We start from the raw sequence: 23,467 nt of genomic DNA, 5'->3' as shown, positions 1-23,467 counted from the left end.
TTAAACAACGATCGTCGAGGTCTCTGATGTTTCGGAGAATTGACCAATCCATTCTGGAACTTCTCACCGGCGATATTGTCCAGATGAAAGTCGACGCGATCGTCAACGCAGCGAACACTCAGCTCATCGCTGGTGGCGGCGTCGATGGAGCAATTCACAGAACCGCCGGCTCCGCTCTGCAGGAAGAACTCAACAAGCTTTATCCAGATGGATGTCCCGTCGGCAGCGCAGTGGCAACAGGAGGATTTCTGATGCCAGTGAAGTTTCTGTTCCACGCCGTCGGCCCCGTGTGGAAAGGAGGCCGAGAAGGAGAGGCGGATCTGCTGAAGTCCGCTTACCAGTCTTGCCTCGAACTGGCAATCAACAACCATTGCCAAACAATCGCTTTCCCAGCAATCAGCACAGGAGTCTACAGCTACCCAATCGATCGAGCAGCGCACGTCGCGCTCTCAACGATTATGCGATTCCTGCGTGACTCCGAAGAGCCGCTTCACGTTCTCGTCGTCCTCTTTCAAGCGGGCCAGTACGGCGCGTTCAGTCGCGTTCTGGAAGAAATGATGCCTGCGTAACTCCTGACTCTTCAAAGTGTGGCGACGCTCATCAATGACAACGCACTCAACACTCTCAGAACGGCAAATTCTGGCCTTAAGTGTCCCTCACGAGAGGGTGACGGTCCGGCGGCGATAAGCGCAGCGATTGAACCTTTTTCCACTATTCGTCGCCTCCTTGAGACAGGAACTAATACTGCCAGAGCGAGTTTCCATCAGGCATCTTCCAACTCGGCTGAGAATTCAAATAACGACGCTTTCCGTAAGTTCGCTCCGCCGGAGGACTCAACCAAGTTTTCATCGCGAAGCTGTAGCTGACGTAATCGAGATCGACTTCCTCATCAAACGCCCACGCGCTCAGGATCTCTTTCCACGCCTTCAATCGCTGCCGATGCCGGATGTGGATCGGGTCGATTCCATACCATTCCCGTCGAGGCGTCACCACTTTTGCTTGGAACTGCTCAGCGATCGCGAGCATTTTGGCATCGACTTCCAGAAGTCGTTGTTGCATCAATTCCCAGGGAACGGTTTGACCGGGGAAAAGAATTTTCTTGGTCACGCGGTATTGCCGTTCACTGAGCTTCAGGACCCTTTCGACGGGTGGACGCACATAGGTGATCGGATACCCCAGAAACTGAAGTCGAACAAAAGCTGTCGTGACTCGATTCAACACGGTCGGAACATCAGTCCCATAAATCAGATCGTTCCCGACATCAGTCACGAGTCCCCAGCGATGCTCCACAGGCGGTCGCTCTGCAACGTCGCTCCAGAGCTGGCAGTTCAAGATTGAAGGAAGCCCACGGTTGATCACATAATTCCACTTGCAGAACGACCGGCCATGCCCGTGGGCGGCAAAGATCTCGACCGGTGCCGGGATGGAACGGCAAATCGTTTGGACGATCAGCGGAAAATTGATGGTGATGTTGCTGGCCCCGATCAATATGACACGATGAGAGGGCTGCACAATGTTCGTATCTTCTTTGGAAATCGTGGCTTTGCTCAATATTCCAGAGTCCCCCACAGGACTCTCCCCGGAACCCGATTGGATTCGGTTTTGAGAACTTTGCGATGCCAGCACGTTCAACGGATCGCTCAATCGATCACCCGCCAGTCGCCGCTCGAGCATTTGACACTAGTCTCATTTCACGCATCCCTTTTTCCTGTTTGCAGTTTTGACAACTCCATCTTGAATTACAATTCAAAATCGAGTCTTCTAATTCAGATGGCGATTGAACGACAATCTGTTGAATGAGTCGAATCAAGCAATCCTCGTTCCAGAATTCGACACGAATCCAATGAATCATTTTGATCGAAACAACAGACTTTTGACGTATACTGCTGGAGTGTAATTACACTGTAATGTTCCGTACCTCGTGGTGATCCCACTGCGACCGTCACGATAGTTCAGTAAAGACGTTTCCCCCCAACTCAATCCATCACACAAAAAGATTGATCCAAATCGGGCAATCAGCCTACCGATCTCCTAGGAATCAACATGAGAACTTCAAACCCGGCCCTGAACGAAAATACGTTCTCCGAATTCGATAGCATGGGTTACCAGGCATCGAGCACAATGACGCTGCAAGGGACAGCGTTCAAGACCATGGGGTTGCTGGCACTGGTCGTTGGCGCCGCAGCCTTTAACTGGAACTTGCTCCTTGAGAAAAATGCACTCGCCCAACCTCTCATGATCGGCGGTGCGATTGCGGGATTGGTCTTTGCACTCATCACGGTCTTCAAGCCGACCTGGGCCGCAGTCACCTCACCACTTTACGCAGTGGCAGAAGGACTCTTTCTGGGTGGGTTGTCAGCAATGTTCAACGCTGCGTATCCCGGGATTGTCTTTCAGGCTGTCTGTCTAACATTCGGCACACTCTTCTCCCTGCTGCTCGCTTACCAAACCGGTTGGATTAAGCCTTCCGAAAACTTCAAGCTCGGTATCGCCGCAGCAACCGGGGGAATCGCCATCCTCTATCTCGTCTCGTTTGGACTCTCATTCTTCAATATTCCAATGCCGTTCATTCGCGGCAACGGCCTGTTTAGCATTGGCTTCAGCGCATTTGTTGTGGTCATTGCAGCGTTGAATCTTGTGCTGGACTTTGACTTCATCGAAACTGGAGTCGAACGCGGTGCACCGAAGTACATGGAGTGGTACGGCGCCTTCGGCTTGCTCGTCACCCTGGTTTGGCTCTATGTTGAAATCCTGCGTTTGCTCGCAAAAATCCAAAGCCGCGATTAATTGGAGCAGGTAGTAACCACAAAAATCCAACGAGCCTGCCAGACATCCTGACAGGCTCGTTTTGCTTTCATTGTCCGATTATTTCCAGAGATCAACCAGCGGAGCATCTTTCCGCAGATACAGTGGATGCTTGGGGTGTCCCGCCTGAGTTTTTCCAAAACAGGTCGCTCGCGTTTTTAGGGGACTCAGCAGAGCAAGCAGTCGCTGATTGTGATTGTTCAACACAGCGTGAACACCCCAGCAACACACAACGACATCGCTCTTGTTCACCCATTCGACGATCGTGTCGAGATTAGGAGCCCCAACTGGATCTTCGATCGCTTTCAACCCTGCCGGATCAGTTGATCGATACCCAAACGCATTGAGCATCACAAACTCTCGATAGCCCCAGTCACGTGCATATCCAATGCAGCGGCGCACTGTCGGGTCATTCACCCGCTCTGTGGCAGTGGAAGGATTCAGACCAATGAAGGAAATTCGGTCCGACTTTTTCGCCAGCGGCTTCCCAAAACGACGCACCAGGCTGTAGCGAAACTGACGGCACGGGGAATAGACAGCCTCGCTGTACACGTCGTCTTCCTCGTGGGTCGCAATATAAAACATCTCTAAATCGATCGCTGCGTTCAAACTCAGATGACTCAATGCAGGCCTGTCTTGACCTCATTGAATGGCAAGAAATCCAACTTCTCCGGACTTTCCGAGTCCAGAGCATATCAGTCTGCAAACGCAAGACGAATCTCAGAGTACTCACCTGTTGCGGAAATTCTGAACGCATCCGAAAGCGGCGACTGAATTCGCGAACTTCTCTGAGTCAACTCGACATCTACACGAGATTCCCGTTACTTGACGGCATCCCGTTTCTGCTGATCGTAAAAGCTCAACTGAGGCTTCGCACCGTCCGGGAGCAGGAGGAGTTCAGCGAGGACCACTCCCTGGCGTTCGATGCGTTGCAGAACCTTTGTCCCGACGGGTCGATTCACCAAATCTCTCCACTGATCGGCATCGCGATGGACGACCAGTACGTATTGAGAGCGTCCAGACTGAATCCCCTCAAACGGCACCAAATTGATATCCGGCCGATTTCTGAGCCACGAATCATTCTTCATGAACTTGGGATACAAGGGATGAAGAACAGGTGCGATCGCGACCGTGCTGTTCTCTGGGATTTGATTTAATGCTTGCTTCAAGAAACTCGCTGTCAGTGAATCTCCCCAATAACACCGTTCCAGCCCAAGCATGCTCGCGCCGCGTAGAAGCCCGATCTGAACGCCGTAAGCGTTAATCGACAGCGGGTAGAGCGACTGAATATTCCACATCGCAGGGATGACCGACAGAATACACAGCCCATGAAGCATCGCTTTGGGCGTAGACTGGCTGACATGATCGAACGCTTTTTCAGCCCCAAGTCCAGCCATGATCGCGAAGATGGGCCAGACCATCTGAAACAGGCGTTCGCCATCGTATACAGGGACACGAGGCAAAGCGAACACGATCAGCGGGAACAGGAAGCTTCCCAGCAGCAGCATTTTGTGCCGACGAGTAAACTTCTCGGCAACAACGTCTCCTGACTCAACTCGTTTTCTGCGACGTCGACGCGATCTGACTGACTGCGTGAAATACCATCCCCCTAACAGCAGCCAGACGATCGGTGCCGTCACCACGAACATAACAAACGGGTAGTGCCAGGGAACATTTTTGTCCGCATATCTCGTCCCGAAATATTCGCAATACAGCACAGCCCGATCTGAAGTCTGAGCGAAGTAGGCCAATCCCCTACCGATTGGATCGCTCCAGAGCCACGGCCATCCCCCCACGAAAACCAGTGCGGAAGTGATTGCGATCACAATAAGAGGGAGAATTGCAGATCGTCCCCACCCCCAGAACAGCCACGCTGCAATGACGGGCGGCAAGAAAATCCCCTGCATCTTCGTCAAAAGTGCAAGCCCGACCACTAATCCAGGAATGATACCATCGTACCATTTCAGCTTTGTTTTGTGGGCCAGGCATTCGAGGCACACGATTACACAGAGTACGTAGGTCAAGTTCATTGCGATTTCGACGTTCGCAAGATGAGCGTGGCCGAACACACGAGGTGCAGTCGCGCATGCGATACCGGCAGCAAGACCACTGATCGTCCCTCCGCACTTGGCCGAGAACCAGGTAATCAGCGCCACCAGCAATCCAAAGCAAGCTGCGCTTCCAACCCGAGCATAGGTAATCAGGTAGAACTCATGGTCACCGAGCCCAACCACGCGACTCAGCACAGCATTACTGATCCCCAATGGCAGGCGGCCCAATGGCGGATAATCCGGCGTATAGTTGGGGCTATTGAATATTTCCTGCATCGTTCGTGGATCGAGAATGGCCAGTCCACTTTGGATCGCCGATTCGACAATTAGAACGCCGCCAGCTGTATTAAGATTTTCATCATAGGTCAGTCCAGGCCCCTCCATCGTCCAATTGCATTCGTTGGCAACGTCAATTGATGAAACGACGGCAAGAAATGCAGCAATTCCCAAACAGACTCCGAGAACCACTGGGCGGACCGCTTTACGCTTCATCTGATCGTCTATCCGTTCTCGAATACAATGAGAGGTCCGGCGGTGTGGTGCACCCGCGTGGAACCTCGAGAGAGGAATTCAATGGTGAATGGTTTCGTCAGTAACTTTTGGTGCGATGCCAAGAGCGGATCGAACGTGCGACAGATGCGGCGAGTGACTCACTCAGATCGTAGTCGTCGGTCAAACACCTCCAAAACATACAATCTTTACTTAAACGAAAGCCCCTTCAACAAAAGTATTCCAATGACTCAAGACTCGCCAAGACCAGTGCCCATCTTAAAGGGACAAATTTAGGCTCCTACTAAACACATAAAGCGGCCCTCCAATTAAGGGGGCCGCTTTATGAAATGTGGTCGAGCCACTCATCAGCGAATCCGGTCTCCGGTTCCGGAATATCACTTCGTGCGATGATTATTGATTTAGTATAAAATTGAATGCAATCTTGAAGGCTCCCACTCTCAATCCGGATTTGATCGATCTTTTCGGTCGGCTGAGTGTTCCCCAACAACTCAATCGAAGGTGGACATCCGAATTAATCTTCAAACCTTCCTGACAACGTTCGCTTCAATTCTTGTTCTTCAATTTCGCTACCTTCCTCACCTCTCATCACAACGCAGGCAGTTTGGGTGCCCGTGATTTTCTGGGACATTCACCGGTGGTGACCTCTTGCATTGCTGCAAGACCAGTGGTGTCACCACTCTGAATTGTTGTCCAGGCAAAGCAGATCACTTGAACGTGAAGTTCAACTTCCCCGCAGTGCTTTCAACTTCAATTCAAGGCTTGGCGTGCCACTCAAATGGACTGCATTCAATTTTGCAACGTTGCAAACGGGCCGGTACAAGGACTTGAGGCGAATTTGCACCGGAGCAAAATGAAATGTCAGCCCACTTGCAGGACCACCATCCTGCTCGGACACCCTCGGCCAGCAAAATGAGGAGACCCCAAATCACTTGGCCTTCAAGCATCCAGGCAGAATTCCCACTTTTACTAGACCAGCGTCTTGCGACGGCTGACAAGCGTCCGAATTCGTTCAGCAAGCAAAGCGGCATCGAATGGCTTGCGGAACGTTTCGTTGAAAATCGTGCGATCGAAACCGCTGGCAGTATCTTCGTCGCTCAAAAGAGCAATGAGAACAGTGTCAACGTAATCTGTGTTTCTACGCAAGTTCTGGGCAATCATCAGGCTTTCGTTGCGTCCCATTGAAAAATCAATGACGACACAATCTGGATGGAGTGACTCTGCCTGGATTCCAGCTTCGAAACCGCTTGCAGCGATCTCGATCTTGAAATCTTCGATAGGCAGAACACTTTCCAGCCCTGTTCGGACTGCTCCGTCTACACCGACGAGCAATAATTTGCCCATCGCTTCATCTTCCAACTCCCCAAGGGGCATACCGTGTTCCTTCAGGAACCGGATCAAGTGCTCTCGTGGAATGCGGCGATCTTGGGAACCGGGAATCCGGTATCCTCGAAGTCGACCTGAGTCGAACCACTTACTCACTGTACGTGGCGCGACCTTGCAAATCTTTGCAACTTGACCAGTAGTGAAGATCGTCCTCATTGCGGGCTCTCCAATCACAATCTGTCTGGGTCGGAGCTGAATAGCTCCAGATCTTCACCCCTAGTTTCGACAACATGGCCGGCTCTCCTAGCCCGAGGGTCCATGGCATAAACCAGCGTCGGCTTTCGGGGTCTTCGTCTCAACAAAACGTCAACAGCCTCTTGTCACTCACCAGACAACCTGCCACCCGATCTTCGCGGATCGCAGTCTTGCCTGACTCGCGCAAGCACCATTGTTGAGGGGAGCCCGCCCATTCAGTTCCCTGAACGCGAGACTCGTAAGCAGTTTTCCGCCCCAAAGTCATCCTGAAACCGGCCCCCCACATTGGCTCGACAAATGTCAATTCAATGTCAGCGAAGTTCCAAGCATGATTCCCCCCCCTGGGCGAGAACATCAAAACAACCTATCCAGCATGTCGCAGGTAGTGGGACTCGTGTTCCCGATTCGTTGAGATGAACTCACCCGACCTTCAATTTCGGCGTGGACCGGGCATGAACTTAAGTCCGTCTAATAAGACTGACCAAGGAATTAGCACGATTCCCTACAACCACTCCAGTCGGACGTTCAAAACCACAAAACTCGAGAAACTTTGCCTTCAAAACTCAAATTTGCCGCAACATTTTCCGCACAATCGACACAAAACAACCCCTCACTCCCAAAGAGCCCCTACAACCGCGATAATCGCCACTGTCGAATCTTTGAGAAATTTTAAAGTTCTTCCTTGTCGAGTTGATCGAGTCTGTAATATGGTGATCTATGAACATTTGGGAAACATGCGATACATAAATGGCCATTTACAGGCCACCACTTGACTCACAAGTCAATCCAGAATACCTATATGTCTTTAGCAACCCATTTTTGTGGGGCTATGAGTCACCAAAACATGTTGCTGACTTTTTGTTGATCACTTGAGTCAGCTGTACAGATCAACGTTGATCAGGATTTCCACCTAGGAGCAGAGAGTTATGTTGAATCGTTTTTTGAGCGTCGCAGCTGTTGCCTGCGCTGTTGCATTTGCATCAACAGATGTAAACGCTGGTCTCTTCCGTAATCGCGGATGTCATGACGGATGTGAGCCAACTTGTGCAGCTCCAGTTGCACCAGCTTGTGCACCAACCTGCGCTGCTCCAGTTTGTGCACCAGTTGCACCAACCTGTGCAGCTCCAGTTGCATGTGCTCCAGCTTGCGAGCCAGCTTGCCGTCCAGAGCGAGTGAAGAAAGTTCGCGTTTGCAAAGTCCGCGTCCGCAAGACACGTGATTGTTGCGAGCCAACATGTGCAGCACCTGCTGCTCAGCTCTGTGCAGCTCCAGTTTGCGCAGCACCTGTCGCACCAGCATGTGCTCCAACTTGTGCAGCTCCAGTTGCACCAGTTTGTGCAGCTCCTGTAGCTCCAGCATGTGCCCCAACTTGCGCAGCTCCAGTTGCACCAGAATGTGCTCCAGTTGCACCAGCTTGTGCTCCAACCTGTGCAGCTCCAGTTGCACCAGCTTGTGCAGCTCCAGTTGCTGTTGAAGCAGTTGCTCCAGTTGCACCACCAGCTGAAACTCCAGCTGACGCACCAGCACCACCAGCTGAAACTCCAGCTAACTAATTTTGGCGAAAGCTGAAATCATCTGAAGATCCTTCAGATTCAAAAACTTTGATCCCTTTCCATGGTTTCCACGGAAAGGGATCTTTTTTTGCATTCAGCCGGGAAATACGTGCTCAACAACTCATCTTGACCCATTTCTCTACTTGTGCAGAATAGGACGCCCGTTTTGAAATCCGGCCGAAACTCTGTCAACAGGAAGTCTGACAGAAGGGAGCAGTCACGCTGAGCTTCAGTGGACCGACTCCCTAAGCCCGCAAAGGAGTGCACACGATGAATCGAATTTCATGCCTGCTGCTTGGCATCTGCACGCTTTTCACCGGTCAACTCTTGGCGCAAGCTCCATCTGCCGCTGAGCCAACTCCTGCTCGCGTCGGCCTGATCGACATGGCATACCTCTTCAAAAACTCCGAGAAGTTCGTCGCTCTCACACAGGCCCTCGAGAAAGAGATCGAAGCAACTGACGAGCAGGCGAAGACACTTGCTGATCAAGTTCGCAATATTCAGGCACAACTTGCCAGTAACGTTCTCCAACCAGGAAGTCCGGAAGCTGAACAACTGGAAGCTGACCTGTTTCGCTCGAACGCTGAATTGGAAACCTTCAAACAGCAGGCCCAGCAAGGGTTCATCAGAAAAGAAGCTGAGATCTACAAGACGATTTACCTGGAATCCGAAAATGCTGTCAAAATGTACAGCAAGCACTACGGATACACGCTCGTCATTCGGTTCGACCAAAACGAAGTCGAGCAGGCTCAGAACCCGCAACAGGTCATCAACGCGATGAACAGACAAGTCGTCCATTTCCGACCAACCGATGACATGACGAAACCAATTTTGAATTACTTGAACGGCGAATGGAAAAAGGAGCTGGCGGGGCAGTCAGTTTCTCAGAAAACCGACCGTTCTCCGGCTGGCACCAATTAGCCGGTACTTCTTCACACGAATTCACACGAACTCTGGTACGTCCCTTCAATCTTCAAACCACTCAGGCGCTCAGGCCGAACTCCCAACCCAAATCGGGCTACATCAGGATTCTTTCATGAAACTGATTTCTCAACGCATGCAACAAACCTTGGCGCGCAGCAGTCGCGTCAATGGATTTGGCCTGTTCAACGGGTGCGATGTCACGATTGAGTTCTGCCCTGCTCCGGAAAATCATGGGATCGTTTTTGAACGAATTGATCTCCCTGAACCTGTCCGAATTCCCGGCCTGATCGAGTACGTCACCCCTCAGAACCGCTGCACAGTAATTACTCGTCATGGAGCAAGCGTTTCAGTCATCGAACACGTCATGGCCGCACTCGCTGGAATGCGGGTCGACAACTGCCTCGTTCGTATCGATGCCCCAGAACCCCCAGGCTGTGATGGTTCATCCGGAGCATTTGTTGAAGCGATCCTGAAGGCGGGCATCGTCATTCAGGACGAATCCCGAGATTGCGTTCAAATTGAGACTCCTTTGATGTATCTGGAGTCGCCACAGGTCGGCCTTTCTGTGCAGAACAGCACCAAATCGGAGTACCAGATTGGTTTTCTGCTGGACTACGGACCGGGACCAATTCCATTTCAGGCATTCAGCCTGGCCATTACCCCTGCGGCATTCATGACACAACTTTCCGAATGCCGGACGTTCGTTCTTGAAAAAGAAGTTGAACAACTCCGTGCAGCAGGAATGGGACTCAGAGCGACTCCTGCCAACGTACTGGTTTTCTCCGACTCTGGAGTCATCGAGAATTCCCTCAGATTTCCAGATGAGTGTGTTCGACACAAAATTCTGGACTGCGTGGGGGACTTTGCACTACTAGGATGCGATCTGATCGGCCAATTCACAGCCAGCCGTTCCGGTCATCGCCTCAACCACGAAATCATCCGACAAATTCATCAGGCTCGCTTTTCCTACAACGACCATCACGAATCGACTGAAGTTCATTCACCGGCCTCTCTCACCAGTGAAGATGCGTCTCTCAATCGTCCCCATTTTCTCACTCCGTTGCGTACCCATGAAAATCTGTCCGCATCCAGCGCGCAAGGGTAGCTCGAAGTTTCTATCCCGGTGTCTTAATGACGACTCAAATCTCACCACTATCTCTCATCGAACCCGGCGCTCAACTGGGGACGAACGTCACGATTGGTCCATTCTGTTACATCGGTAATGATGTCGTCCTTGGGGACAATTGCCGTCTGGAAAGCCATGTGACGATTGTCGGGAAGACCACTATCGGCGATTCAAACCGATTCTGGCCCAACTCCGTTATTGGTGCTGAGCCCCAGGACTACTCCTATGACGATGGTGCTCCGACTCAGGTCATCATCGGCAATGGAAACCAGTTTCGAGAAGGAGTGACAGTCAATCGCGGTGCAGAGAAGGAAGATGGATGCACACGAATCGGCAATGGAAATCTTCTCATGTCGAATTCGCATGTGGCCCATAATTGCCGGGTGTACGACAATGCGATGCTGGTAAACGGTGTCCTGCTCGGTGGACACGTTCACGTTCACGACCGTGCAATCATTTCAGGCAACTCCGTCGTTCACCATTTTGCGACCATCGGCAAAATGGCTTTCGTCAGTGGGGGTTGTCGTGTCCCAACGGATGTTCCTCCGTACATGATCGCTGCGGGAAGCGACAATCCCGAAGTGAAAACCGTCAATCTCGTCGGGATGCGTCGCGCGGGAATCGCTGAATCGACGATCTCGCTCATCCGAAATGCCCACCGTTTCCTGTTTCGAGACCATCAGTCGCTCGACACAGTTCGGGCACATTTTGAAAACGAACTGAATCAGACACTTCCGATCGAACTCATCACCTTGCTGGACGCAATCGACGCGCAGCGAAAAGGGAAGCTCGGTCGAGCACGAGAAGCTTTCCGCGATTCACCAAAAGCGGAATCCAAGAAGGCAGCGTAAATGAAAGTCGCTCCTATGCAAAATCACTCAGATCAATTGAAACTGGCGGTAGTTGGAGTCGGTGCACTCGGACGCCACCATGCGCGGATTCTCTCCCAGATGCCCGGAGTTGATCTCGTCGCTGTTTCAGACGCCAATCAGGAACAGGGACAATCCGTGGCAGCCAGTTGCGGGTGTGACTGGACTCCGGATTTCCGCACGCTGCTCGACAAAGTGGACGCTGTATCCATCGTTGTCCCAACCTTTCTTCACCGCCCGATCGCAGAAGTCTTCCTCTGCAGAAACATTCCCGTGATGGTCGAAAAACCACTCACAGCGAATGTCGAAGATGGCAGCGTACTTGTTCGACTTGCCAGAGAGCATGATGTCCCCCTTCAGGTGGGCCACATCGAACGATTCAACCCAGCGTTTGAGTCGCTCGCTGAACGTGTCGGAAGCCCGAAATACATTCGTGGAGAGCGTGTCAGCCCCTATGCATTCCGATCCATGGACGTCGGCGCGGTTCTCGATCTGATGATCCATGATATCGAACTGACCCTCGCTCTCGTTGGCGAAATGCCAACACAGGTCGAAGCATTCGGCGCGACCCTCGTTGGCGGCAACGAAGACTGTGTTCAGGCACGCCTTCATTTCCCCGGGGGATGCATCGCCGACTTGACCGCGAACCGCGTGGCTCCAAGCTTCACTCGCACAATGCAATGCTGGTCAGATCGAGGATCCTTTACAGCAGACTTCACCGCGCGCACTGTCACAGCCATGACTCCCGGTGAAGCGATTCTGAACGGTGAACTTCCGTTTGAACTCGTCATGCAAGGGAAGAATACCCCTGCTGAATTGAAGCCCGAAATCTTCACTCGGTTTATTAATCAGTCTGTGACCACGGGTTCCGAAGTGGACGCGTTGACAGCCGAACTTGCTTCATTCGTGAACTGCGTCAGAACTGGCCGGGCTCCACTCGTGAGTGGGGCTCAAGGGCTGAACGCTCTCAGGGTCGCTGAACAGATTCTTCAATCCGTCGGTGGTCACCAATGGGATGGTTCGCCGACAGGTCGATGCGGCCCCAACGCACTTCTGGAACATTACCTCGGCGGCGGACTGACCAAACTCTCAGAGAAGGCTGCCTAATCCAATTTCCCGCACAGCAGGTAGCGATGTTCAGATGAAATCCGACAAATCATCCCGGTCATTGCCTCTATCATTTTGAATGATCTCGCAGAAACTAGAGAGAGATCGCCTATCAATTCGCGAAGCTCTTTCGAGAAAGATCATGAAGGACGAAACAGAGTACATCTGCCCAAGTTGCGGTGAAGAGATCATTATCCCGATCGATGTCAGTCAGGGGGATCAACAGGAATTCGTCGAAGACTGTCCCGTCTGCTGCTGTCCTGTCATCATTCGAATTGAAATCGACGAACAGGGAAATGTCCGTTGTGATTCCTTTCCGGAATGATTGTGCTAGCCCCTGCCTGAGAATTGTGTGGTGATGAATGCTGGTAAAAACTCGTTCGAACGCTACGTTTATCGACGCCGGAACGCCGCAGTCGCGCGAGGCGCTCTAGACAGTCATCCGAAACGAGCGAGCCCCATGCAGCACATCGCGAAGCCGACAAATCACATCGCCCTGAAGGAATGGGCGGTTGTCTGTGCAGCGCTCGCTTCGGGTTCCCAGAAGATTCTCTTCCGGAAAGGTGGAATCCACGAGGGCCCTGCTGGCTTTCAGCCTGAACATTCGGAGTTTTGGCTCTACCCGACGGGGTTTCATCAATCCGCTGATGGTGTTCGTGACGAATTTCGGTCGCAAGCAGAAGAACTACTTTCTTCTCCCGTCCAGCCGGATTGTGTTCCGATTCAGTTCTATTGCAGAATCGATTCCGTGAACTGGCTGAGTGAAGAGTCAGAGTTGCCAGTCCTGGAGTCACAACACATCCTGAAACCAGAATCGGTGCTGACCCGGTTTCACTATCGCAAACCGGGTCTCTACGTTCTGAATGTCACCACATTCAGGCTGCAGCATCCGATCTCCGTTCCTCATTCCCTGAGGTACGATGGATGTCATAGCTGGGTGGAACTGGACGAATCGTTACCGACGCAGGATCTCCTTGAGTCGGCGTAAAGCCTTCTTCCCCCATTCAACCGCGATCTGAAGAAGGTGATTGAATGAGGATGTCTGCAGCTGAGCCGTCTGCTCAGATTCCTGTATTCAATGGAAATTGTCTCGAGGCGCTGACGGGTTGAGTTTGTCGAACTCCTCCAGCAGTGCTCGCGATTTCTCATCGACATTCTTGGGAACAGCGATCTTGATCGTAACGAACTGATCACCCTGTTCATGAGTCCTTGGATTGACGAGCCCTTTTCCTTTCAACCGCAACTTTGCACCGGACGAAGTCCCAGCGGGAAGGGTCATTGTCACCAAGCCTTCCGTCAGGGTCGGAACGTCTATCTTCGCCCCGAGTACCGCTTCGGTAATCGTCACGGGAACATCGACGAGAAGATTTCGGCCTTCCCGACGGAAGTAAGGATGCGGGGCGACTTGCACTGTCACACGAAGGTCGCCAGCGGGTCCGCCATTCACTCCTGGCTGCCCTTGTCCGGCCAAGCGAATCGATTGTCCATCTTCGAGACCAGCAGGGATCTTGATTGAGAGTTCTTCTCGAGAACCCTCTCGCTGGAGACTCAGGTCGTAGCGTCCCCCGTTCGCTGCCGTATCGAACGGAACAGTGATGTTTGTCGTGAGATCTTCCCCGCGTTGGGGCTGAGTGCCACGACTGCGACGACCGCCGCCACCTCCGAACATTCCCCCGAAGAGCTGCTCAAGATCGACGCCCCCTTGCCCACCGAAGAGATCCTTCAGGTCAACATCTACGGGTCCACCGTTGCGGAAAGGATTCCCCCCTCCACCGGCACCGCCAAATGGGCTCTGTCCATCTTTGAAATGTTTCCAGTTCGCCCCGAACTGGTCGTATTTCTTGCGTTTCTCCTCGTCGCCGAGAACGTCGTACGCCTCAGCCACTTCTTTGAAACGTTCTGCTGCAACAGGATCGTTATTTGTCGCATCAGGATGATTTTCCCGGGCAAGCTTTTTAAATGCTTTCCGGATCACGTCCTGTGACGCGCCGCGATCCACACCGAGAATTTGATAGTAGTCCTTGTTAGCCATGTCGGAATTTTAGCAAGTAGGTCCTGAAAGTGGAGATCCTGACACGCCAGAATTTTCCCCACATCGTAGGGACCAAGAGGCGATTCAGTTAAAATCCATCGAAATCCTCAGAAGTAAGCGTTACCTTCCCAAAGATTCGTTCCCCATCAGCTCAAGTGCGTTTTATGCCCGTACAATTCAGGATTGGTCAGAGCGGAGGTCGTCTCCCCATTTCTCCAATAATGGGATGCCTTCCAGTTCTCCTGCTCGCCGCTGCATTTTTCCTGAGCCTGTATTTCTTTTCGGCATTAATCATCGAAAAATTCGAACCACTCGGGCTGTCTTTCGCACAGGGGGCACTGTTCATTCTCGCGATTTTGTTCGGGACTCCATTCCATCTTCCGGTGTACCGAAATACTCGCGACGAATTAATACAGGTCGATCAAAGATTCCAGAGAGATGACGGTGACGCCCCTCCCATGATGTCCACCTACGAGCAGATCAAAGCTGAAACAGTTGTCAGCCTGAATATCGGAGGCGGAATCATTCCCATCGGGATGGCGATTTACCAATTGATACGTCTTGCGGAGATGGGACAACGTCCATTCGGCATTGCTGCCAGCACGATTCTGATCGCAGCTTTGAGTACGTATTTTCTCGTTCCAATGATCCAGAAAAATCTACAGTTCCGACATTCTCCAATCGCTTTATTGATCACGCCATTCCTCAGCGTCGTCGCCATCTGGATCATGCTCCCTCATGCGACTCCGGATCAGAAAATCGCTACCGGGTTTGTGGCGGGAGTGTTCGGGCAGGTGATTGGTCACGAACTCCGGCCGCTGCTTGCCGCACTGCAATCCCAGCAGAGCCAACACGCCGTCATCGGCAAATTTGGAACTTTCAGCAAAATTGTCATCTCAACTTTCCTCACGATGCTCCTCGCCTAAAACGCGCACACCGACAGGAAGGATCCAGCAACCAACGCATTTCCCACCCGTTCAGACTGGTCGAATTGACGTTCATCGATTGCAATGATCATTGGGCGGGCTTGCTGTGATGAAGGCTGTCTAATTCTCGACCGTTTGCAAGTAGTTGACCGACTTGTTCCGTAACGCCGCTCGCGATAATTTTCAGGTGATATCCGGACGATCGACCTCATTTCGCTCGGACCCTCCTTCAGAATTCTGCACTTATGAAAACTTTCAAGAAACTGCTGGTCGCCAATCGAAGCGAGATTGCGATTCGAGTCTTCCGCACGGCGTCAGAACTGAAGATTCGCACAGTCGCGATTTATGCATACGAAGACCGCTTTGCTTTGCACCGATTCAAAGCGGATGAGGCCTATCAGGTCGGCAATCCGGGCGAACCAATTCGAGCTTATCTCGACATCCCATCAATCATTGCAGTTGCGAAGGAAGTGGGAGTCGACGCAATCCATCCTGGCTATGGATTCCTCTCCGAAAGGCCTGAATTCGCCAAAGCCTGCGAAGAAGCCGGCATCACTTTCATCGGTCCACGAGTCGACCTGCTCGAAAACCTCGGCGATAAGACAGCGGCCCGAAGAATCGCAATTCAGGCGAAGGTTCCCGTTCTGGCAGGAACCGAAAATCCTCTGGTCGACGCTGAAGAAGGATTGAAACTGGCTGCAGAACTCGGATATCCCGTGATCCTGAAGGCTGCACACGGGGGAGGCGGTCGCGGAATGCGTATCGTCGAATCCGCTGACAAGCTCGCAGCAGCCTACGAATCAGCCCGTCAGGAATCACTGACAGCCTTCGGTAGCCCGGACATCTTCATTGAGAAGTATATCCGGCACGCGCGGCACATCGAGGTCCAACTTCTCGGGGATCAGCACGGAAACCTCGTTCATCTCTATGAACGTGACTGCTCAGTTCAGCGACGCCACCAGAAGGTTGTGGAAATCGCTCCTGCAGTGAATCTGCCAGCCGAAATTCGGGACTCGATCTGTGAGTCCGCTCTGAAAATCGGTCGTGAAGTCGGTTATCAGAACGCGGGTACCGTCGAGTTCTTACTCGATACCGACACTCAAAAATACTTCTTCATCGAAGTGAATCCACGAATTCAGGTTGAACACACCGTCACCGAAGAAGTGACAGGCATCGACGTGGTTCGTTCCCAGATCATGGTCGCTCAGGGCCATCGCTTGAGCGATATCGAAATCGGCATTCCGTCACAAGATTCTGTCAAGGTGACCGGTTTTGCTCTGCAATGCCGCGTAACAACTGAAGATCCAGCAAACAACTTCGTGCCAGACTATGGCCGCATTGCACACTACCGTTCTGCAAGCGGCATGGGGATTCGTCTCGATGCAGGAACAGCGTTCTCCGGAGCGTTCGTGCATCCGTTCTACGATTCCCTGATGGTGAAAGTGACTGCTCGTGGGCGTCGCTTCGAAGAGGCAGCCCGCCGCATGGAACGCTGCCTGCGGGAATTCCGTGTCCGCGGTGTCAAGACTAACGTCCCATTCCTCCTGAACGTGCTGAATCATCCCGACTTCCTGTCCGGAAAGTGCACAACAACGTTTATCGACACGACCAAAGAACTCTTCAACTTCCCGAAGAGACAAGACCGTGCGACACGTATTCTCCGCTACATCGGAGAAACAATCGTCAACGGCAACCCACTCGTGAAAGGACGTCCTGTTGCGACGCGACGTTCCCCAGCGATCGTTCCAGCCTACGACACCACACAGCCACGGCCCAAAGGAAGTCGCGATAAGTTCAAAGAACTGGGTGCAGAAAAATTCTCTCAGTGGATCAAAGAACAGAAGCCACTGCTCATCACTGACACCACATTCCGTGACGCACATCAGTCGCTGCACGCGACCCGCTTCCGAACATACGACATGCTCGGTTGCGTCGAAGCGTACTCTTACCTGTTGCCGGAATTGTTTTCACTGGAAATGTGGGGCGGAGCCACTTTCGACACCTCCATGCGATTCCTGAAGGAATCCCCTTGGGATCGCCTGACACAGATGCGGGAAAAGTGCCCCAACATTCTGTTCCAGATGTTGCTTCGAGCCAGCAGTGCTGTTGGTTACTCGAACTTCCCGGACAACCTGGTGCGCGAGTTCGTGAAAGAAGCTGCTGCTGCTGGAAACGATGTTTTCCGCGTTTTCGACGCCCTGAACTGGGCTGAAAACATGCAGGTCGCGATGGAAGCTGTTTGTGAATCCGGTGCCATCTGCGAAGCAGCAATCTGCTACTCAGGTGATCTCCTCAATCCAAACCGCAACAAATACGACCTGAAGTACTACGTCAATCTGGCGAAGAAGCTCGAAAAAATGGGCGCTCACATCCTCGCCATCAAAGATATGGCAGGGTTGTGTAAACCAGAGGCGGCACATCTGCTGGTCAGCACCCTGAAGCAGGAAGTTGGACTCCCAATTCACTTCCACACACACGACACAGCCGGCATTCAGGCTGCTTCGTTGTTGCTGGCATCCAACGCCGGTGTCGACATTGTCGATGCTGCGATGGCGCCGATGTCAGGCGGAACATCACAAGTCAACCTGAACACGCTGTGCGAATCACTGCACCACCAGTCTCGTGACACAAAGCTGAACACTCACGAACTCGACAGCATGGCGGAATACTGGCGCGGTGTTCGCGAGTTCTACATGCCGTTCGAAAGCGTTGTGCTTCCGGGTACGGCCGACCTCTATAACCACGAAATGCCCGGCGGACAGTACACCAACCTGTTCGAACAGGCTCGTGCACTCGGTATGGCAGACCGCTGGCCAGAGATCTGCCAGTCCTATGCTGAAGTCAACCAGATGTTCGGCGACATCGTGAAAGTGACCCCCACTTCCAAAGCAGTGGGAGACATGGCGCTGTTCATGGTGGCAAACGATCTCAAGCCCGCCGATTTGCTGAGCAGCGACAAGGAACTGGCGTTCCCAGAGTCGGTCATTGACCTGATCAGCGGAGCAATGGGTCAACCGGACGGTGGATTCCCGCAGGAGGTCAAAGACCGAATCCTCAAGGGAGGCAAAGAGTTTCTGGAACGTCCAGGCGAGACTCTTCCACCGATTGACTTCGACGCTATTGCAGCGTCTCTGGAACCGCTCCTCAAGCGAAAACCGACGAAACGTGAAGTGCTCAGCGCCGTCATGTACCCGGGTGTCTTCAAGGATTACGTGAAGCATCGGCAAGATTACGGTGATACCAGCGTCCTACCGACACCAGCGTTCTTCTTCGGAATGCAGGCGGGTGAAGAATTCGGTGCGGAAATCGAACCGGGCAAGACGCTGTTCATCAAGTTTCTAACGACCGGTAGCCCACATCCTGATGGAACACGTTCCGTTTTCTTCGAACTGAACGGACAACCTCGCGACGTCACGATTGACGACCGATCGGTTGAATCGAAGGTCCAGAAGAACATTCAGGCTGACGCAACGAACCCGACTCACTTGCCAGCCAGCATGCCCGGAATGGTGGTCTCTGTGGTTGTTGCTCAGGGTGATAAAGTCACCAAGGGCCAGAAACTGCTCGTCGTCGAAGCAATGAAGATGCAGACAACAATTAACGCTGACCGAGACGGAACGATCGGTCAACTTCTGGTTAAAGCGGGTACTCAAGTTGCGAATGGAGACCTACTGCTAACAATTGAGTAACCTCTCGCGTTCTTCATAAAACAAAACGAGGACCATGATTCGAATCATGGTCCTCGTTTTGTTTTAGGTTCACTCAGCTAGAACGAACCACCAGTCCCGACGCAAAAGTGCGATCGATATAGAGATCACTTCCCTCCACACCTTACGGACCGCCGAACTCTGTGACCTGAGGCCGTGAATCGTTCGCACGAATGACGCGTCCATGATCTGTCAGAGAAAGATTGATGTAAGAGGCCAAGCGGACATTCGCATCCGGAAAATACTCCGCGACCTGAGAACTAAAGCGAGGAGGTTTGTCTGACTTTCGAAGCGAATTGCAGTAGTCCACCAACAATTCCTGCCCTCCCGGGGCATCGTTCAGCAGGTAGTGAATCCATGCCCATGATTCTCGATACTCTGAGAGCCCCATCATCGAGACATCGTCAATCTTCTCCAGTCGCGAGAGATCCGGACGCCAGCCATTCTTCAGAGACATTGCCAGAGTTTGTGTGTGCTCGCGATGAAGCCGACCGGGCACATTCAATTCTGTCTCGTAATATTCTGCCAGCCCTTCATCCAGCCACAACGGAACGGTGCGCAAACAGGAGTGAAGGACGCCGTGGGTATACTCATGTCGCAGGTCCTCGCCAACGTTCGGACTCCAATGAGCATAGACTCCCAGTTCTGTCGGTGAGCCGATAAAGAACGCTCGTCGCGGCGGAAGATTGGGATGCCGTGCCTCCATGTACTTGGAGTAGCGATTCTCATCGCTAAAGATGTGAATCACCACCGGGCGATGTGACGGCGGAAGCTTCAGAGTTTCGGTCAACTCATGCCGGATCGTCGTGAGCTGTTGGATGAGTGGATCGTCAGAGCGAATTTTGAGATCCGATCGAACAATGAGATTGCCCGACTCGATTTCAAACTTGTTCGGCAATGCTGCCTGCTTGTTGCGGGCTCCAATGCATCCCGCATTCAGCAGACAGCAGCAGACCACGATAATCAACGATTCGAGCCAAAGCCCATTTCGTGATTTCGCGAGCACCCGTTGCATGAGCATGACGGAATTCAAACGATTCAAAGTGCGTTACCGCTGGAGTTGGGCTTCTGCTCTGAGAGCGGGAAGCCAAATCGGTTCGTGCCCCTTTTGCTGGAAGATCTGCGCGAAATGCAGATGACATGTCAGCAACAGGATTTGCTGCCCCTGTTGAGCAACTTCCATCAATGTATGTGCGGCAGCTTCAGTTCTGGTTTGATCAAAGTTCACGGTGACGTCGTCCAATACAATGGGCAACTCCGTCCCCTTTCGGGCAAAATCGCGAATCATTGCCAGTCGAACAGCAAGGAATACCTGTTCGCGCGTGCCGCTACTTAAATGCTCAACTCGCAACGATTGCTTCTGATCATCATCGACTAAAAGAGCTTTTTCGCCAAGACGAGTCCAGATCCGGTTGTATTTCCCGACTGTCAGCTGCTTCAGATAATCGGATGCGGCCTGCAATAAGTGGGGCTGTCGATCCTTTTCAATCCGATGTCTCAACCGATCAATGACTTTGTCAGTCAAACGAGTCGCTGCCCATTTCTCCGTTTGCTCCTGCAACGAATGCAGAATCTGCTCACGATCAAATCGCAAGGAGGAGAGAGTTCTGTCTTCTTCAATCTCCCGCAACTGCGAAAGGACTCCATTGAGCACGCTATTCGTCGATCGAATACTATCATCAAGTCGCTGTTGCTCATGACGAATTTTCTCAATTGCCTCAGCATTCAACGCAGCGTCATAGTTCATCAAATCTGGTTCCACGATCGCCAGTTCTGGATCCGCATCGATGATTTTCTGAATCTCTGCGCGAACTTCCTTGAGCTGGAACTCAAGAGTATTGCGTTCATCAATCGCAGCTAGTTTGGTAACGATTTCCCCACGCTCACCAACGCCGAGTTGCTTGAGCAAGCTCATCCGGTCGCGCCGATGTCGATCAATCTGCGAGACGAGATCCGCGGCAGTTTGACGCTTGGTTTTCGCCTCCTGTTTGAGACGTAGTCGCTCCCGACGACGCTCACCCTGCAACTTCAGCTCACGATCCCAGTTGGCAACCACTTCGTAATAGTCGCGAATCTTGAACGAGCGGTCTTCGAGTAAAACCGATAGTTCCTTGACCTGATGATAGTAGGTCTCAAGCTCTTCCCGCTGATAAGTGTCCCGCTCTTCTCGGAGTTGTCGGGCCAGCAACAACTCGCGAGTCTGCATGATGATTTGGCATTGTTCGAACGCCTGCGGAAGCTTGAGAGTTTCTGTCAGGCCGATACGACGCAGCGTGTCTGTCCAGTCTCGCCGTGAACGTCCCAGCAGTCGCTGACGCTCCTGCAACGCAGTTCGCATCAAACTCAATCTGCGACGGATCTGTTCGATCTTCACGCCAAGTGGCTCGTGCCGATCCAGTGAAATCAACTGCTGACGAAGAGACTTGATCTGATCCTCTTCTGTGACCGGTGGAGTGGATGGATCACGGGGAGGCTGTGGCCCGAATACCATCTGGCTGTCTCGACGCACAACGCGATCGATCGACTGTTCCAGACGAAGAAGTTCCAGCTCAAGAGCTTCCTTCTCAGCAGCACTTTCAGGGGCTTCGAAATCGACTGTCTCAAAGTACTCTTTGAGAGCCCAGAACGTACACATGGCTGCGACGCCCAGGAATGCGAATGATCCCCCGACGATCCAGGCCGTTCTCCCGCCAGCAACGATTCCGGTATAGCCTCGCAACGCAGCAAAGATTCCACCGAACAGCAGAATCAGTCCAGCAATCATGAAGAACGACAGTACTACCCAGAAAAACGGTGGAAGATCGCGAATCACCATCTTCGGTCCGATATCCCGATTGAAGAAGTCCATCGTCTTCTTCAGATGATCGCGCCGAAGTCGCAGGCCTCGCAACTCTTCGAGTTCGTTGAGTCGTTTCTGAACAGTTTTTCGAGCCTCAGCAATCGACTGGTCTCCCAACTCCTTGGTATGAGACCGCCATTCCGCCTGAAGCTTACGCAACGTCCCTGCGAGGCTCTTGTACTTCTTCAGCAGGCGTTTTCTGGACCGAGTTGCCTTTCGATATCCCTGAGCCTGTACGACGAGATTGCCCCAAGTGTTCGCAGAGATTTCCGTGACTTCAACGCGACGCTCGTCCCAGCGGCCGTCCAATTTCCCGATCAATTCGCGAATCGTCTGATCCCGAGGATCAGTGCCATTGTCGAGCGTTTCGAATTTCTTTTCCAATGCCTGCATCGGACGTGATCGCTCGAACAACGCCTGGATCTTACAGGCATGCTCTTCAAGTTCAGGACGAGTCGGAATGTTATCCGCTTCCTCCTGATGCTGCTTCGCTTCCGAAATCAGTTGTTTTCGGCGATCGTCGATCTGCGACAGTTCGAGTTCCAGCTGATCGAACTTGCTGAGAATTTCCCGGTCAATGTCACCTTTTGGCAACGATTCCAGACTCTGCTCAATCGAACGTTGTTTCGTCCACGGTTTCCACACCCGAGTCATGAATTGACGACCGCGAAGTTCAAACTGCAGATCCGCCTGTCTCTTCTTCAGCTCGTCCAATTCGTCTTCAGTCTCATGCAGACTCGTCTGAAGGCGTGTGTACTTGTCAGTTGCAGGGCCGTGTCGGGCAAGCTCCCGATCAATTGCAGCGAGTTGATTGACGTATTTGAACAAATCTCCGTCACGTGGTTTTACGCCGATAATCTGCCGCTCAGAGTCAGCCAGACCTGCGTGGGCCTTGAAGATTTGCTCCCCCTCAGCACCCAGCGAAAGCCCATAGATATGACGAGAGACATCATCCCCATTCAGTGCCGAAAGCTGTTGAAGCTCGTTCAGTCCAATAGCGAAGATGTTCTGGAACATCATCTCCGGAGTGTGACTGACGATGTTCTGGAGAACTGGGTCATCATCCTTGGCGAATCGACCGTTGATTTCGAGGCGACCACGAGTTCCAGGCTGAGAAGTTCGACGAAGTCGGTAATCCTGACCTTGATGATGAATACGTAGTGTTCCTGAGCACTCGACAGGCTCGGAATTTGGGCCCCCGGAACGCTCATCATGAGGAAGGTAGCCGTACAACACCCCGCGGATGAACCGCATCAGAGTCGATTTACCTGCCTCATTGGGACCGTAAAGAACTGTGACGCCCCGATGGTTGAACGGAAATGTGACATCCTGCCACACTCCGAACCGGTCGATTTCGAGATCTCGAAGCTGCATCTGCATCAATCCTAGTTTGTCGAATACCTTCGACGTTGCCGGGGCATCACCCGCAATGCTGTA

Annotated in this window: 18 protein-coding genes; 10 read left to right on the top strand and 8 right to left on the bottom strand. The window is 52.4% G+C overall.

Features of this window, described 5'->3' with window-relative positions; all coding sequences use genetic code 11:
* Positions 1-26 precede the first annotated feature (26 nt).
* Positions 27-569 (top strand): macro domain-containing protein, encoded by a 543-nt coding sequence (locus SH668x_RS03205; protein WP_437187252.1) that lies wholly within the window; start codon positions 27-29, stop codon positions 567-569.
* 169 nt (positions 570-738) lie between these two features.
* On the opposite strand, the gene SH668x_RS03200 is transcribed toward SH668x_RS03205, so the two are convergent.
* Positions 739-1,674, bottom strand: a complete 936-nt coding sequence (locus tag SH668x_RS03200) for a hypothetical protein (RefSeq protein ID WP_437187251.1) — start codon at positions 1,672-1,674, stop codon at positions 739-741.
* Between the two features lie 369 nt (positions 1,675-2,043).
* On the opposite strand from SH668x_RS03200, the gene SH668x_RS03195 reads away from it, so the two are divergent.
* Positions 2,044-2,787 (top strand): Bax inhibitor-1/YccA family protein, encoded by a 744-nt coding sequence (locus SH668x_RS03195; protein WP_437187250.1) that lies wholly within the window; start codon positions 2,044-2,046, stop codon positions 2,785-2,787.
* Positions 2,788-2,865: 78 nt separating this feature from the next.
* Here SH668x_RS03195 and SH668x_RS03190 read toward each other — a convergent pair whose 3' ends face one another.
* The 4 genes from SH668x_RS03190 to SH668x_RS03175 form a co-directional block, all read right to left on the bottom strand.
* The gene (locus SH668x_RS03190) at positions 2,866-3,390 is read right to left on the bottom strand and encodes a DUF1643 domain-containing protein (RefSeq protein WP_437187249.1); all 525 of its coding nucleotides are present in this window, start codon (positions 3,388-3,390) and stop codon (positions 2,866-2,868) included.
* 236 nt (positions 3,391-3,626) lie between these two features.
* Entirely contained in the window at positions 3,627-5,348 is a 1,722-nt protein-coding gene (locus SH668x_RS03185; protein WP_437187248.1) for an ArnT family glycosyltransferase, read from the bottom strand.
* A 987-nt stretch (positions 5,349-6,335) separates the two neighbouring features.
* Entirely contained in the window at positions 6,336-6,908 is a 573-nt protein-coding gene (locus tag SH668x_RS03180; RefSeq protein WP_437187247.1) for a helix-turn-helix domain-containing protein, read from the bottom strand.
* 963 nt (positions 6,909-7,871) lie between these two features.
* The gene (locus tag SH668x_RS03175) at positions 7,872-8,477 is read right to left on the bottom strand and encodes a hypothetical protein (protein ID WP_437187246.1); all 606 of its coding nucleotides are present in this window, start codon (positions 8,475-8,477) and stop codon (positions 7,872-7,874) included.
* Between the two features lie 293 nt (positions 8,478-8,770).
* Here SH668x_RS03175 and SH668x_RS03170 point away from each other — a divergent pair, with 293 nt between their 5' ends.
* The 6 genes from SH668x_RS03170 to SH668x_RS03145 all read left to right on the top strand — a co-directional run bounded on the left by SH668x_RS03170 (position 8,771) and on the right by SH668x_RS03145 (position 13,514).
* A complete protein-coding gene (locus SH668x_RS03170) occupies positions 8,771-9,421 on the top strand; it encodes an OmpH family outer membrane protein (RefSeq protein WP_437187245.1) in 651 nt (216 codons plus the stop codon).
* 115 nt (positions 9,422-9,536) lie between these two features.
* Entirely contained in the window at positions 9,537-10,529 is a 993-nt protein-coding gene (lpxC, locus tag SH668x_RS03165; RefSeq protein ID WP_437187244.1) for a UDP-3-O-acyl-N-acetylglucosamine deacetylase, read from the top strand.
* A 26-nt stretch (positions 10,530-10,555) separates the two neighbouring features.
* Positions 10,556-11,401, top strand: a complete 846-nt coding sequence (gene lpxA / locus SH668x_RS03160; protein WP_437187243.1) for an acyl-ACP--UDP-N-acetylglucosamine O-acyltransferase — start codon at positions 10,556-10,558, stop codon at positions 11,399-11,401.
* Between the two features lie 15 nt (positions 11,402-11,416).
* Entirely contained in the window at positions 11,417-12,526 is a 1,110-nt protein-coding gene (locus tag SH668x_RS03155; protein ID WP_437187242.1) for a Gfo/Idh/MocA family oxidoreductase, read from the top strand.
* A gap of 142 nt (positions 12,527-12,668) precedes the next feature.
* Positions 12,669-12,851 (top strand): CPXCG motif-containing cysteine-rich protein, encoded by a 183-nt coding sequence (locus SH668x_RS03150; RefSeq protein ID WP_437187241.1) that lies wholly within the window; start codon positions 12,669-12,671, stop codon positions 12,849-12,851.
* A 135-nt stretch (positions 12,852-12,986) separates the two neighbouring features.
* Complete coding sequence (locus SH668x_RS03145; protein ID WP_437187240.1) at positions 12,987-13,514, top strand: DUF1802 family protein; 528 nt, start codon at positions 12,987-12,989, stop codon at positions 13,512-13,514.
* 87 nt (positions 13,515-13,601) lie between these two features.
* On the opposite strand, the gene SH668x_RS03140 is transcribed toward SH668x_RS03145, so the two are convergent.
* Entirely contained in the window at positions 13,602-14,558 is a 957-nt protein-coding gene (locus SH668x_RS03140) for a DnaJ C-terminal domain-containing protein (protein WP_437187239.1), read from the bottom strand.
* Positions 14,559-14,722: 164 nt separating this feature from the next.
* Here SH668x_RS03140 and SH668x_RS03135 point away from each other — a divergent pair, with 164 nt between their 5' ends.
* Together SH668x_RS03135 and SH668x_RS03130 are read left to right on the top strand one after the other, a co-directional pair.
* Positions 14,723-15,484 carry a DUF1614 domain-containing protein gene (locus SH668x_RS03135; protein WP_437187238.1) on the top strand — a complete coding sequence of 254 codons (762 nt, stop codon included), beginning with the start codon at positions 14,723-14,725 and terminating at the stop codon, positions 15,482-15,484.
* A 245-nt stretch (positions 15,485-15,729) separates the two neighbouring features.
* Positions 15,730-19,173: a pyruvate carboxylase gene (locus tag SH668x_RS03130; RefSeq protein ID WP_437187237.1), complete on the top strand. Its 3,444-nt coding sequence runs from the start codon at positions 15,730-15,732 to the stop codon at positions 19,171-19,173.
* Positions 19,174-19,315: 142 nt separating this feature from the next.
* Here SH668x_RS03130 and SH668x_RS03125 read toward each other — a convergent pair whose 3' ends face one another.
* Together SH668x_RS03125 and SH668x_RS03120 are read right to left on the bottom strand one after the other, a co-directional pair.
* The gene (locus SH668x_RS03125) at positions 19,316-20,212 is read right to left on the bottom strand and encodes a hypothetical protein (RefSeq protein WP_437187236.1); all 897 of its coding nucleotides are present in this window, start codon (positions 20,210-20,212) and stop codon (positions 19,316-19,318) included.
* A gap of 27 nt (positions 20,213-20,239) precedes the next feature.
* Entirely contained in the window at positions 20,240-23,404 is a 3,165-nt protein-coding gene (locus SH668x_RS03120; protein WP_437187235.1) for an AAA family ATPase, read from the bottom strand.
* Positions 23,405-23,467: the final 63 nt, after the last annotated feature.

It is taken from the genome of Planctomicrobium mucosum, from assembly GCF_051466335.1.
Classification (GTDB): domain Bacteria; phylum Planctomycetota; class Planctomycetia; order Planctomycetales; family Planctomycetaceae; genus Planctomicrobium.
Note: the sequence above shows the minus strand (reverse complement) of the source record. Positions and strands in the feature narration are given on the sequence as shown.